This is a genomic window from Ruminococcus sp. OM04-4AA, assembly GCF_003462585.1.
In the GTDB taxonomy this organism is placed as follows: domain Bacteria; phylum Bacillota; class Clostridia; order Lachnospirales; family Lachnospiraceae; genus Mediterraneibacter; species Mediterraneibacter faecis.
The window spans coordinates 47588-63390 of the sequence record NZ_QTZH01000007.1 but is presented as its reverse complement, the minus strand read 5'-3'; the positions used below and the strand labels follow the sequence as shown (position 1 = coordinate 63390).

Genomic DNA, 15803 nt, shown 5'->3' with positions numbered 1-15803 from the left:
AGTGGGTATTGTAGTGAACGATTCACAAAATCTTTTTATGCTCCAGACGCGCTCTAACAGTTACGCGTTCGGAATTGACAATCAGGGATTAGTGAGACATTTGTACTGGGGAAGCAGGATCAATGCGATGGAAGATTTCGAAATGCCGGAGCTTGCAGAAGTATCTACGAACGATCCGGTATATGAGATCACAAAAGAAGAATTTCCTGTATACGGAGGTCTTCGATACAAAGAACACTGTCTGAAGGTTACATTTGCAGACGGGACGAGAGATGTGGCTTACGAGTACGTAAATTATGAGATCCAGAAAAACGAACAGTGTGAGGAACTGGTGATCATTTTAAAAGACAAACATTATGCCCTTGTAATGGAACTGCATTATAAAATCTACGAAGCGTATGACTTGATGGAACGTTTCGTTGTGCTGAAAAATGAGTCGACAGAAGTTATGCAGATAGAAAAGCTGCACAGTGGGCAATTTCATGTTCCATATGAAGGATTGAATTTTAGAAATGTACACGGCCATTGGGGCGCAGAACAGCAGAAATTCGTGCAGAAAGTCGATTATGGAAAAATCATTTTCGAAAATAGAAGAGGAATTTCCAGCCACAATCACAATCCTTATTTCATTTTGGATCAGGATGCCACAGAGACAACCGGAAATGTGTACTTTGGCGCACTTCGTATGACTGGAAATTTCAGCGGGGCGGTAGAGCAGACACAGTACGGAGAGACACTTGTGCAGATGGGAATTAACACACATGATTTCACATGGGATCTTAAGCCGGGAGAAAGCTTTGCCTCACCGGAAATTCTCTGTGGGTATTCAGCAGATGGATTTCAGACAATGTCCCACAACCTGCATCAGTTTGCAAATGATTTTCTACTTCGGGAAGGACTTCGTCCGGTACTTTATAATTCCTGGGAAGCAACCGGTTTTGATGTAACGGTTCAGGAGCAGAAAAAGCTTGCAGCTAAGGCAAAAGAGTTGGGTGCGGAGTTGTTCGTAGTAGATGATGGATGGTTTGGCCAGCGTCACGGAATTGATAACGGCCTTGGCGACTGGTATGTAAATAAAGAGAAGTTCCCGAATGGAATCGATGAGCTGATCGACGAAGTGAAAGCGCAGGGACTTCTGTTTGGAATCTGGGTAGAGCCGGAAATGGTAAATCCAAAGGCAGAGCTTTATGCGAAGCATCCGGATTGGATCTATCACTTTGATACAAGAGAGAGCGACACATCGAGAGAACAGTATGTGCTGGATCTTACAAAAAATGAAGTAAAAGCGTTTGTACTGGAAATGCTGGATAATCTTCTCTCTAACCACGAAATCGACTATATCAAATGGGATGCAAACAGACCAATCTCTCAGACAAATTTAAAGAAAGATCTCTGGTATAAGCACATCCAGGCACTCTACGATATTGTGAAGGAAACGAAGAAAAAGCATCCGGCTGTATTGTTCGAAGCATGCGCATCTGGTGGTGGACGTATTGATTACGGCATTCTCGGAATTTTTGATGATTTCTGGACGAGCGATAATACAGACGCATATGACCGTCTGTTTATCCAGGATGCATATTCTTACATTTATCCGATCAAGGCAATGCGTGCCTGGGTGACCGATTGTCCGAACTTCCTGTCCAACCGTGTGATTCCAATGAAATTCCGCTATCACAGTGCAATGATGGGAACACTTGGAATTGGATGTAATATTTTGAAATTTACAGAAGAAGACATTGCTCTTTCTCAGGAAATGATCGCACAGTACAAGGAAATCCGTCCGATCATTCAGGAAGGTACGTTCTATCGTCTGAATCATACGTCGGCAAATGATTATTTCCTATATGAATATATGAAAGGAAATGAGGGCGTACTGTTCGCATTTCTCCCACAAAGCAAGCTGGGACATCGTGGAGTGACAGTGAAACTTCGTGGACTGGAAGAAAATGCGTCCTACGAACTTCTTATGGAAGATGGCAAACTCACAAAGAGTGGAAGTTATCTTATGAAACATGGATTTGACATGCGGTTGACGGGTGACTACGCAAGCATGTTGATTCGTATAAACAAATTATAAAAAAGCAAAGGAGAACATCAAATGAAACTTTCAAACTTTTCTAAATTATCATTTGGTATTGGAGCACTGGGAAAAGATTTATGCTATGCCATTATTTCGTATTTCTTAATGATTTATTTTACAGATACGATCGGATTGACACCGCTTTTTGTCGGTAACCTGTTTCTGGTTGCCAGAGTGTGGGATGCATTCAACGATCCAATGATGGGATTTGTTGTTGATAACACAAGAACAAAATGGGGAAAATTCAGACCTTGGATTTTGATTGGTACGGTGTTAAATGCAATCGTTTTAGTATTTATGTTTACAAAACCTTCCGGATTAGAAGGAACTGGCATGTATATATATTTCTCTGTTGTTTATATTTTGTGGGGAATGACTTATACAGTTATGGATATTCCATACTGGTCAATGCTTCCGTCTCTTTCCAGCACGAAAAAAGAAAGAGATTCTATGTCAGTTATCCCGAGAATTTTTGCAAGTACAGCCTGGCTTCTTATGGGTGCGTTTGCTCTGAAACTTGTATCTGTTCTTGGTAAAGGAGACAGCGCTGTTGGATATTCTGCACTTGCGAAAATTATTGCAGTGATTTTTGTAATTACTTCTATTATTACTGTTGTATTTGTAAAAGACCGCAGCTGTCAGGAAGCGGAGTCGGGTAAAGAAGCAAAAAGGCTTACAATCAAAGATGCACTTCATGTTATTGCCGGAAATGATCAGCTGAAAGTATTTATCGGAATTGTGCTTTGCTACAATCTTGTTGTACAGCTTGCCGGTGGTATTGCAATTTATTACTTCAAATATGTAACCGGAAATGAAGGCTTATATCCAATCTTCACAACTGCAGCACAGTTTGCAGAGATTGCAGCTTTGTTCCTTTTCCCAATCCTTTCTAACTATTTTACAAAGAAACAGGTATTTGCAATTGCCAGCTTCAGTCCTGCAATTGGTCTCGCAGGAGTTGTACTTTGTGGATTCTTTGCACCACAGAACATGGTAATTGTAGCAATCAGTGGTATCTTCTATAAATTGGGTTCTGGTCTTACATTAGGAGCAACAACCGTTATGCTTGCTGATGTTATCGATTATGGACAGGTAAAATTAGGAAGTAGAAATGAAAGTATTATCGCTTCATTCCAGACACTGCTTGTTAAGACCGCATCTGCAGTATCTGCCTGGCTGATCGGTGTAGGCCTTACAATTGTCGGCTATGTAGCAAACGCAGAACAGAGCGCGTCTACAATCATGGGAATGCGAGTATTAATGGGTGTTGTACCTTCTGTAATTACAATCCTTGCATTTGTGATCTACGCAAAAGGCTACAAACTGGAAGGCGCATATCTGGAAGAGATCATGGAAAAAATAAAAGGTAACAAAACGGAAGAAACAGAAGAATAGAAAATGAAATGAGATGAAGAGGTAGCGCGCTAAGTATTAAGTGCGCTGCCTTTTTTTGTTAAGACAATAGTATCACTGTATGAGATTGCGCATGGAATTTTTTTTCACTGGTAGTAGTATTTTGCATATCATAAATTTCTAGCAACAACTTCAAAACATTATAATCCAAAAATGAAAGAAAGAGGCAGTGCGTTAAGTGGGTGATATGCCTTTTCTCGGTTCTGTTATTAAAAAGTTCCGAATATGACAAAAAATCGGAGGTGGTGTGATAAAAAAGTGCAAGCCAGCCCCCCTTTTTTTATGAGAAAATAAAATCACTTATATATAATGGAAAGGGGTAAGGAAAAAATGAAAAAGAGAAGGCGAATCTTATCGCTTGTCTTTGCAGCCTGTCTTGTGATAACGGGAATTGTTTCGGGCGCAGGTGTGCAGAAGGCCGAAGCAGCTGCAAGAACAGAAGTAATCGATGTTACGGATTACGGAGTATATCCGGACAGTGGGAAGGATAGTGCAATCGGAATACAGAAAGCAATCGCAGCTGCGAAAGATGCAACGAAAGAGGGAAAAGAAGTCAAGATTAATTTCCCGGAAGGACGCTATGATATCTATCCAGATAAAGCAATAGAAAGAGAATTATATGTTTCCAATACTGTAGGTGCCGATCAGAACAATAAAATGAAGAAGATCGGTATTTTTCTGGAAGATATGGATCATGTTACCGTAGATGGAAACAACTCTCTGTTTATGTTCCATGGTAAAATGACAACATTTGCAACAATCGGTTGCGAAGATGTTGAATTTAAAAATTTTGCAGTGGATTTCCAGGTTCCGACAGTTATTGATATGACTGTTGAGAGTGTAGAGGGAAATACAGCAACTATGTATATTCCTGAGTGCTATAATTATGAAGTTGCAGGAACAACGATTAAATGGTACAGCGATGTAAGTCCTTATACAGGTCAACGTTACTGGAGTATCTCCGATCTGTCAGGTTATCATACCCAGCGGGAAGATACCGTACAGGGAATCAAATTCGGTGCAGGAAATGGAAATGCTGCATTAAAAGGTGTAGCTTCTATTGAGGATCTTGGAAATCATCGTGTAAAGATTACATATAATAGTAAAGCCGGTGAAGTTCAGAACGGAATGTGCTTTCAGTCACGTCCGACCGTACGTGATCATGCAGGAACGTTTTTCTGGAAGAGCAAAGATATTAAGATGACTTCTCTTGATATCCAATTCCTTCATGGATTTGGTATGGTAGGTCAGCATTCTGAAAACATTACAATGGAAGATGTTGATTTTGAAGCACCAAAGGAAAGTGGAAGAACAACAGCCGGATATGCTGACTTTGTACAGATGTCCGGATGCAAAGGAGCAATCAATATTAATAACTGTACCTTTGCAGGTCCTCATGACGACCCGATCAATATCCACGGAACATTTAACACAGTTACATCCATCAGTCTGACAGAAGAACAATCACAGTACAGTACAACCATCATGAAACAGCTGGTTTCCCGAACTTTTTCGAAGGTGACGAAATCGAGTTCATGACAAAGGGAAATATGATCACAGTTGAAAATTCCGTTCGCACAGTAACAAAGGTTGACGGACCGGACGGAATGGGCGGAAACATGGGTGAAGGTTCAGGAAGTCTGACAACCATCAAGCTGACATTGGATAAGGCAATTCCTGCCGACGTTCAGGTAAATCAACATGTGGTAGAAAATATCACTTATACACCTGCTGTCAACATCAGCAATTGTGAATTTAAGGAAGTTCCGACAAGAGGAATCCTTGTAACTACAAGAAAACCAATTGTCATTGAAAATAATACATTTGACGGAATGAGTATGGCAGGCATCTATATTTCTGATGATGCTCAGGGCTGGTATGAGTCAGGTCCGGTCAGAGATGTGACCATCCGTAATAATACATTTACAAGAGGAAATGCACAGGCAATTTTCATTGAGCCTACCAATCCGACTGTATCTACGGAAAAGACCGTACATTCTAATATTAAGATCAAGGGCAATACGTTTTTTACGTACAATAAGAGAGTTCTTGATGCAAAGAGTGTAGATAACCTTACCTTTAAAAATAATAAAATTTACAGACAGGATCCGATCAACGGAGATGGATCTCTGAGTCTGGCAGTAAAAGACGGAAGTTCTACAGAACTGAATGTAGCCGACAGTGCAGAACTGACCGTAAGCGGAAGTGGTGATACCTTATCAGGAAAACTGTACAACTTTAATGGTTGTAAAAATGTAGTGATCGAAGGAAATGAGTATGACGGTGGATTGAATGCCGGAAGTTCAATCAGCAATATGAGTGCTTCTGATATTACAGTCACCAATGATGCAATGAAGGTAAACGCAGATTCCACAACAGCACCGAACGGAACGATGTACTACGAATCTGACAATGAAAAAGTAGTAAAAGTTTCCAGTACAGGTGTCGTAACTGCAGTTGGAGCAGGAACAGCCAATGTAACAGGATATATGGTTGTTGGAGGACGTAAGTTCCCGACCAATACAGTTACATTCACAGTCAACGCAGGTGAACTTGGTAATCTGCCGGAAGGAATAGAGCTGACAGCAGCTGATACCAAAGAAAATATTAACGTAAATGATACGATCCAGTATACTGCAAATCTGAAATGGAACGCTGAAGAGAACGGTGCAGACAAGAACAGCGCAGTGACATGGAAGGTCTATGATGCCAAGACCGGAACTGAGACTGATAAAGCAACAATCACTGAACAAGGACTTCTGACAGCAGTAAAACCGGGAAGTGTTGTAGTGACAGCATCTACAGCCAACGGTTATGAAGCATCAAAACTGGTATCCATCTGGCAGAACGGAAAGACAATCGCATCAGATATTACAGTAGATTATCCGACAGCATCTGACAAATATCGTGTAAGCTCAACCGTTGAAGGCGGACTGGAACAGGATTTCACCGGTCAGGGGCTTTTCAATCAGCAGACACCGAGCAATGTCCTTGTAAAACCATTGCCGGAAGGAACAGACAGAACAAATCTGACACTTGTATTCAAACTGACAGGTGCAACTCCTGCAAATACATGGGCAGATGCAGGAATCTATCTCTATGATGATGCGGACAATTATGTAGCACTGGAAAAGAAGCATCGTGATGGCTCTACCAGTGCAGTAGCACTTGTAAAAGAGCAGAACAGAAGTGCAGTAGAGGAACCATATAATAACTGGGCAAATGTAAGCACAAATCCAATCTGGCTGAAATTGGTAAAAAATAATGCCACAGTGACAGCTTACTACAGTGCAGATAAGAACAACTGGACCACCATCGGTTCGAGAACAGACTGCGGTTTCCTGAGCGGTAATTTTAAGCTGGCAATCGCAAGCCAGGGAACTAATACAGGATCCATCACTTATTCTGATGTTACAGTGAATAATAAAGAAGTAAAATTAGTTGAAGAGGCAGTGAAACCGACCGCCTCCAATGTTAAGGTAACATATGACGAAGCTGCTGACAGCCTGACAGCGGCAGGAGATACTACAGGACAGTCCGTAATTGTAAAATGGGCAGTTGCTGATAAAGAAAATGGAAACTATTCCATTATCAGCGGAGTAGAGGGAACTTCTCTGACAGCTTCTAAAGCATTGAAAGGCAAATATGTGAAAGCTGCTTATGTACCGCTGATCGGAACAGGTGCAGCAGGAGACATTGTATGGTCTGATGCAGTAAAAGTAACCGGAAATGGCACAGATTCAGGTGCATCAGCAGTCAAATCTGCAAATGCAGATCTGGCGACAGCTGATATAAAAACTAGTGAAAGTACAGACATGTTCCAGTTTGTAAAAGGAACAACTTTCTATCAGACAACAGCGGGAAGTGACGTTCAGGAAATCAAGTATTCCTTTGCAGCAGAGGATACAAAGGCAACAGTAAAAGTGCTGGTGAATGGAAAAGAAACAGCTGAACTGAGCGGAAACGCAGTTCTCACAAGCGGAAGAAATCTGATCGAGGTAAATGTTACAGCAGAAGATGGCGTGACAATGAAAAAATATCGTTTCACAATCAGCCGTCAGGGAGATAACAATGCATTGTTGGAAAGCATGCAGGTAAACGGACAGACAATCGAACTGGCAGAGGGAGTTTATGAATATAGTCTCCCAATTGCAACAGGAACAACAACAGCGCAGGTTACAGCGACAGCACAGAGTACAAGAGCAACTGTTTCCATCGTGAACGGAAAAGAGGTTACATCCGCAGCACAGACTGTTCAGGGAGTCGTGACAGTTGCACCGGGAATCAATGAGATTACGATCCGTGTGACACCTGAGACAAGTGCAGAGCCGGTCTACTATAAACTGAAACTGAAAGTGCCGAATGCTGCAAATGCACGTTTGGAAGCATTAAGCCTTGGAGGAAATGTATCTCTGAAAGAAAACTTTGATGCAGATACATTAAAATATACAGCATCTGCAACAGAATCTGCTGTGACAATCAATGCAACAGCAGAAGAGGCGGATGCAACCGTAGAAGTTATCTGGAAAGATAAAGTGATTCAGACAGGAACAGGAAGTGCTTCGGCAGAACTGGGACTGACAGAAGGTGACAACAATGTGAAAGTGAAAGTAACTTCTGCGGATAAGTCCACAGAAAAGACTTATAAAGTAACAGTTCATGCATCAGGAGATACATGGTTATCTGATCTTGACTGGACATCACAGACATCCGGAGATTCAGGTAATCCGACAAGAAAAGATAAGAGCTGTGGAAACAACACACTGACGTTATGGGACGGTTCAAAGGAAGAAACCTTTGATAAAGGAATCGGAAGCCATGCAGATTCTACAATCATTTACGATCTGACTGGCAAAGGATATACGAGTTTTTCATCTTATTATGGTGTAGACCGTGAGACAAAGATAAATCCTTCTCAGGCAAGTATCACATTTAAGGTATATGTGGATGGAAATCTGAAGTTCACAAGTGATGTAATGGGAACTAACACAGCAAAAGGATTTACAGGTGATATTGATATAACTGATGCAACAGAACTGAAATTGGTTATGGACAAAGGTGCAAATAACTGGAGCGATCATGGTGACTGGGCAAATGCGAAACTGACAAAACCGTTTACAGCGCCGCAGCCAGTAGTTGTGACCGTTCAAGTAAATGACCCGGCAATGGGAAGTGCAGTAACCGATAAGAACGAGTATCAGAAGTATGATACCGCTACAGTAACAGCAACAGCAAATCCAGGATATCATTTCGTAAACTGGACAAACGCAGAGGGAACAGAAGTCAGTGATGCAAATCCACATGTATTTGATGTGACAGAAGATGTGACACTGACAGCAAACTTCGTAGCAAATCCTGTAGTAAAGAAACAGTATACAGTAACAGCAACAGCAAGTGCTGAAGCAATGGGAACAGTCAGCATGGATCATGAGGACGGAATCTACGAAGATGGAGAAAAGGCAACAGTAACAGCAACAGCGAAAGAAGGACATCATTTCGTAGGATGGAAGCTGAAAGATGCAGAGGATATTTTAAGTACCGATGCGAAGTATACATTTAAGGTTGAAAAGGATGTAGACCTGATCGGAGTATTTGAGAAGGATGCAGAGCCAGTTAAACAGTATACAGTAACAGCAACAGCAAGTGCTGAAACAATGGGAACAGTCAGCATGGATCATGAGGACGGAATCTATGAAGATGGCAAAGAGGCAACAGTAACAGCAACAGCGAAAGAAGGATACCATTTTGTAGGATGGAAGCTGAAAGATGCAGAGGATATTTTAAGTACCGATGCGAAGTATACATTTAAGGTTGAAAAGGATGTAGACCTGATCGGAGTATTTGAGAAGGATGCAGAGCCTGAGCAGGTGATAACTGCAGAAGAAATCATGCGTCGTATTATTGCAGATAAATCTTTTGCAACTTCTATTAAGAAAGATACGAAGAAACTAGCATTACCGGAAGTACCAGAAAACGCACAGATTGAGATTTGTAGTGTGAATCCAGAAGGAATTATCGCGCTGAATGGCGAGGTGAATACACCGCAAGAGGATACAGAAGTCATCGTAACAGTAAAGGTAACTGGAACAGATGGAAGTGTTGCCACTAAAGAGTTTAAGGTTATGGTAGAAGGAAACGGTGAGACAGAGAAACCAAATCCAGAGAAACCAGATAATGGAAATAATAACAGCAATAACAATGGAAATGCTGGAAATAATGGCAATAGTGGTAATAACAGCGCTAATGGAAATGTGAATCAGAGTGGAGCAAAGGACAATAATGCTAATAGCTCAACTCCGAATGGTGGTGCAGGACAGAACACTGTAAAGGCAATTAAGACTGGAGATACAGCGAATTTCGCATTGTATGGAATTGTAATGGTAGCCGCTGGAGCAGTGATCACAACACTTGTATATCGCAGAAAAAGAAGTTAATCTAGATGAACAGAAACAGACCGTTATGAATTACGGAGCTGTGAAAAGTAAAAAATTATAGAAGACTGCCGGGATATTCTGAAGAGTATCCCGCAGTCTTCTATAAGAAACCACTTCTTGGCTGTAATGGTTTATATTCCTTGAATGCATGTTACAACCACAGAACATTATAATCCAAAAACGAAAGAAAGGGGTAGCGCGCTAAGTGAGTGATAAGCCCTTTCCAGGTTCTGTTATTGAGAGTTCCGAATATGACAAAGAATCAGGAGGGATGAAACAAAAAATACGAGTTGCATTCTTATTTTTATGAGATACTAAAATTAACTATATATAATGATTTCTCGCTCGGTAAAAGATAAATCCAGATTCCAAAACCGTTCAATGATATCCCAGGTGGAACGAGCAAGAGTATTTGGATAAGGATAATATTTACGAAGATTCCGAGAGATTAATAAGGAAAAGGAGGAAGAGAGTAGGCTATAAAAAGTCTAAAAAGAAAAAAGTATGAAAAAGTATAATTTAAAAAGAAAAGGTATGGCAGCAGCTGCACTGACACTTGCCTTTGGAATGCTTGTTCCAAGTGTTTCATTTGCGGCAGGAACTCCGGTCAATGTGCTTTCTGGAACAGAAAGCCAGATGAGTTCTGATAAAGAAGTTGTTTATGTAAACAATTATTCGGCAGCAAAACGAGATGTCAATTTTAATGACAACTGGAAGTTCTATTTGGGAGATGCATCAGGTGCGGAAGAACCGGCATTTGATGATTCTAAATGGGAACATGTAAATCTGCCTCATGACTACAGTATTGAACAAGAGTATTCAACGAAGATGGAAGCAGAAAGCGGATATCTTCCGGGTGGAATTGGCTGGTACAGAAAGAGTTTCACGCTTGGAAAAACAGCGGAGAATAGACGTGTGCGAATTGATTTCGGTGGCGTATATATGGATGCTACAGTCTGGGTCAATGGAACACAGGTGGGAAGCCATCCGTATGGCTATACTCCATTCTCATTTGATATCACTGATTTGGTGAAATTTGATGGTGAGAATGTAATTACAGTAAAGGTAAATCATCAGACACCATCCAGCCGTTGGTATTCAGGAAGTGGTATCTATAGAAGTGTAGATTTGAATATTGTAAATCCTGTACATGTTGACTTATATGGGACAAAGGTAGAAACTCCAAATTTGGAAACAGAAAAAGGCGGAGCGGTGACTACTAATATTAAGACAACTGTAGCAAACGATTCAGACAGAGAACAGAATGTGACATTGACTCATACCATTTTCAAAAAAGGTGGGGAGCCAAGCGCTAATATCGGAACTGTGACAACAGAAACAAAAGCGATTGCGGCAGGTGAAACCGCAGCGATTGATGCAACAGTAAATGCACAGAATCCAGAATTATGGAGTACTACAAATCCGGCGCTTTATACAGTGCGTACAGAAGTAAAGATTGGTGAAGAGGTTGTAGATACTTACGATACAGAATATGGATTCCGTTATTTTAAATTTGATGAAAATAGTGGATTTTCATTAAACGGAACAAATATGAAACTGAAAGGTGTGTGTATGCACCACGATCAGGGAGCGCTTGGAGCAGAGGCATGGGAACGTGCAATTGAGCGTCAGGTGGAAATCTTAAAGGAAATGGGATGTAACTCCATTCGTGTTACACATAACCCGGCAGCAGAAGAACTGATAAATATTTGTAATGAAAAAGGTATCCTTGTTGTAGAAGAGATGTTTGATGGCTGGCAAAATGCCAAGAATGGAAATAACAATGATTATGCCAGATTCTTCAATCAGACAATAGGTGAAAGTAATCAGATTCTTGGAAAAGAAAATGGAATGACTTGGGCAAAATATGACTTAACAGCAGCAGTAAAACGTGGCTGGAATGCTCCGTCTATTATCATGTGGTCCCTCGGAAATGAAGTTCAGGAAGGTGCAACCGGTGTATTGACACAGGCGTATGCAAATGTTCAGGCGAATTTGATTGATTGGACAACTGCGTTGGATACCACAAGACCGGCAACACGTGGCGACAACGTGTTAAAAGGTAATAAGATTGGAATACCGAAAAACATGATGGATGCTATGACAACTGCAAATGGTACGGTTGGTTTGAATTATTGCTCTGGAAATGATTATGATACGCTTCATAATAGTAACCCAAATTGGAAGTTGTATGGTTCTGAAACTGCTTCAGCAGTCAATAGTCGAGGTGTATATGACAGAATAGATGGAAGTAAGACGGGTCAGAAGTTAACATCCTATGATAATTCAGCAGTTAACTGGGGGGCAGTTGCCAGCAGTGCCTGGTACGAGGTTATTAAGAGAGATTTTGTGGCAGGCGAATATGTATGGACCGGTTTTGATTATATTGGAGAGCCGACACCATGGAACGGAACTGGAAAAGGAGCACAAGGAACATGGCCGTCTCCAAAGAATTCATATTTTGGAATTATTGACACTGCAGGATTTCCAAAAGATAGTTACTACTTCTATCAGAGCCAGTGGAATGACGAAGTAAATACCCTTCATATTTTACCGGCATGGAATGAAGATGCAGTGAAGAAAGATAGCAGTGGAAAGGTTCCGGTTGTCGTTTATACAGATGCGAAAAAAGTAGAATTATTCTTTACAGATGCAAAAACGGGTGATAAGAAGAGCCTTGGGACAAAGGAATTTACACAGAAACAGTCAAATACACAAGGGTATACATATCAGTATTATGAAGGCACGGATAAGTCTGGTACAGAACATAAGAATTTATATCTGACATGGCAGGTTCCGTATAAAGCAGGTACAATTTCAGCAGTAGCTTACGGACAGGATGGACAGAAAATTTCAGAGGAAAAACTGAATGGTCGAACATCTGTAACAACCACCGGTGAGAAGAAGAATTTAAAAGCTACAGTTGACCGCGATACAATTGCAGCAGATGGAGCGGACTTAACTTATGTAACTGTAGATGTAACAGATAAAGACGGAAATATTATTCCGAATGCGGAAGATAAAGTAACCTTTAAAGTAGAAGGCGAAGGTAAACTGGTGGGTATTGATAACGGAAGACAAGACGATCATACCTCCTATCAGGCAAATAGCAGAAATGCATTTGCAGGAAAAGTACTGGCAATTGTACAGTCTACAAAAAAAGCGGGAAGTATTACAGTAACAGCCAGTGCAAAAGGTTTGGAAACTTCTTCAGTGACAGTAACAACGACTTCGGTAGAACAGGATACAACAGGAGAAAAGGCTATCAGTTATTACGAAATGTCTAAAAACTACTATGTAAAAACCGGTAATATGCCACAGCTTCCGAGTACTGTTAAAGCAGTGTATACAGATGGAAGTGAAAAAGAGATTCCTGTAACATGGGATGCAATTACAGAAGAACAGATTGCACAGAGTGGTACATTTTCTGTAGCAGGTACAACAGAGGCAGGAGATACTCTTACAGTAATCGTCAATATGATTGACCAGGTAGTTTCCCTGCTGAACTATTCAACAACTGTTCCGCTTGGAACGAAACCGACACTTCCGGAATCTAGACCGGCGGTACTTCAAGATGGTGAAGTAATGAATGCGTCCTTCCCAGTTGCTTGGGGAGAACCGAATGGAAGTTACGATGCAGAAGGAATTGTGACAGTGAAAGGAACAGCAGATGTTCTAGGACAGAATGTAGAGGTTACAGCGACCATTCGTGTAGAAAAACAGAAGATAGAGCTAGGCTCCAGTGTAAGTAGCGCAGCATACTTAAGTCAGGATGTACCGGAAGGACAACAGTCAGATACACTGGATGCAATTAAGGATGGAAAGAAAGAAATTGGAGACAACAACAGTGGAGGCGCAAATCCAACTTGTTGGTCAAACTGGGCAACTAGAAATACAGATCCAACTTCTGAAATCACATTCCGCTATGCTACTCAGCAACGTGTAGGAAAAATTGTTGTATATTATTCCAAAGATAATGGTGCAATGACATTCCCTCGGGAAGGAAGAACAAAACTCTTTGTATCTGAAACAGGAGATGAAGGAAGTTGGAAAGAACTTTCAGTGGAAGAAACAATTGCGGAAAATGAAAGTCCAGAACGTGTAAAAGCATATACATATACATTTGATCCAACTGTAGCAACTTTTGTAAAACTGCAAGTAACAAATACAACTCCTCAAGAGGCAGGAAAAACAGAAACATGTACTGGTATTACAGAAGTAGAGATTATTGAGTGGAATGGTTCATATACGACCAATTCTACTGCAAATCTTTCTAAATTAACGGTAAATGGTCTTGAGTTAAGTGAGGAAGAACTTGCTGCAGGAAGTTTTGATACAGAAGCTATTGTTATTGATACAATAGACTATGTGGCAGCTGATAATGCAGCGGTAACTTATGTACCGCCGTATGAAAATAAAGCGAAGCTAATCATTGAATCAGAAGATCATACAACCAGAAATGAATTTGTCATCAACTTAGACGGAAAAGGTGTTGGAAATACAGATCCAGTTTATGCAGGACGGGATTATGATACCCAAAAAATGTCGGTGACAGCTGGAAGTGAACAGAGTGGACAAGGCAATGAAGGTCCGGCAAGATATGTTTTAGATGGCAATGAAGGTACTATCTGGCATACATCATGGAATCCGCAAGCGAGTCGTGATACATTTTGGATTAAATTTGAGTTAAATGAAATTACTAGCCTAGATGCATTACGCTACAAAGGACGTGGTGGTGCTTCAAATGGACGTATCAGTAAGTATCGAGTAGAGGTAAGTAAGGACGATCAAAATTGGACAGAAGTTTCTGTTGGAAATTGGGATAATACAGATGACTGGTATATCGCAATGTTTAATGAACCGACAGAAGCAAAATATGTTCGACTTACCGGCGTTGAAACTTATGGTGAAGGATCACAGCAGAATAAATTTGCAAGTGCTGCAGAGATTCGCTTGCGTAAAGCAGATTCAAAGACAGACATTTCAGATGCAACTGTTTCTCTTACAAATGAGAAAAAACTGGTTTCTGTTGTAGATAAAGATCATCCGGTAACATTGTCAAAAGAAGACATTGAAGTTACCTTGGGAGATAAGGTGCTCAGATATGGCATAGACTACAAACTTACTTATAATAATAATGAGGCACCAGGAACTGCAACTGCAATCGTAACAGGTATTGGACAGTATGGATATACAGGAAGTCAAGAGGTATCATTTACAATTGAGTTGAAAAAACCGGAAATGAATAATATTTCCATAAAGAGCTTCCCGACAAAAACAACATATAAAGAAGGAGAAACCTTAGATCCTACAGGTCTTGTACTTACTACATCATATGACAATGGTACAACGGCGGATGTTGTATATTCAGAAGAGACTGCAAAAGACTTTGCATTTAATCCAGATACAAAGACAGCGTTGTCTAAAGGAAATACAAAAGTAACAGTGACCTATGGTGGTTTTGAAACAGAGTTTGCAATCACAGTGACAGAAGCTAAGAAACCAGATCCAGAAAAGCCGGATCCAGAAAAGCCGAATCCAGAAAACCGAATCCAGAAAAACCGGATTCAGGAAACCAGGGTTCAGGTAAACCGGACGGAAATGGTAGCTCCAAAGGAAATACAGGCAATACAAACAATTCAAATAATGCAGTACAAACAGGGGATACTGCATCAGTAGGAATTTGCGTAGTTGCATTAGCAGCAGCTGGTATAGTAGGAATAGTAGGAGCTATAATGATTGGAAAGAAAAGGAAAGATGTTAAATAATCAATTTGAAGAGTATTATGTGACAATCCTTTTAAGGAGGAAATTTTGAAAAAATTACGAATTGATAGAAAGAACAAAAAAAGGCTTTCAGAAATTCGCTGCAGG

At 40.6% G+C, this 15803-nt stretch carries 5 protein-coding genes; all 5 read left to right on the top strand.

Annotation, left to right across the window (positions count from 1 at the left end; all coding sequences use genetic code 11):
• Nucleotide 1: 1 nt before the first annotated feature.
• The 5 genes from DXB52_RS03875 (at nt 2) to DXB52_RS03855 (ending at nt 15609) form a co-directional block, all read left to right on the top strand.
• Nucleotides 2–2080 carry an alpha-galactosidase gene (locus DXB52_RS03875; RefSeq protein ID WP_207658681.1) on the top strand — a complete coding sequence of 693 codons (2079 nt, stop codon included), beginning with the start codon at nt 2–4 and terminating at the stop codon, nt 2078–2080.
• A 21-nt stretch (nt 2081–2101) separates the two neighbouring features.
• Complete coding sequence (gene melB, locus DXB52_RS03870; RefSeq protein WP_117542059.1) at nt 2102–3478, top strand: melibiose:sodium transporter MelB; 1377 nt, start codon at nt 2102–2104, stop codon at nt 3476–3478.
• 348 nt (nt 3479–3826) lie between these two features.
• On the top strand, nt 3827–5035 hold the full coding sequence (locus tag DXB52_RS03865) for a hypothetical protein (protein WP_118106581.1): 1209 nt from the start codon (nt 3827–3829) through the stop codon (nt 5033–5035).
• A complete protein-coding gene (locus DXB52_RS03860) occupies nt 4936–9930 on the top strand; it encodes an NPCBM/NEW2 domain-containing protein (protein WP_472519945.1) in 4995 nt (1664 codons plus the stop codon). Before DXB52_RS03865 ends, DXB52_RS03860 begins: the two co-directional genes overlap by 100 nt.
• Nucleotides 9931–10434: 504 nt before the next feature.
• Complete coding sequence (locus DXB52_RS03855; protein ID WP_118106579.1) at nt 10435–15609, top strand: discoidin domain-containing protein; 5175 nt, start codon at nt 10435–10437, stop codon at nt 15607–15609.
• Nucleotides 15610–15803 lie beyond the last annotated feature (194 nt).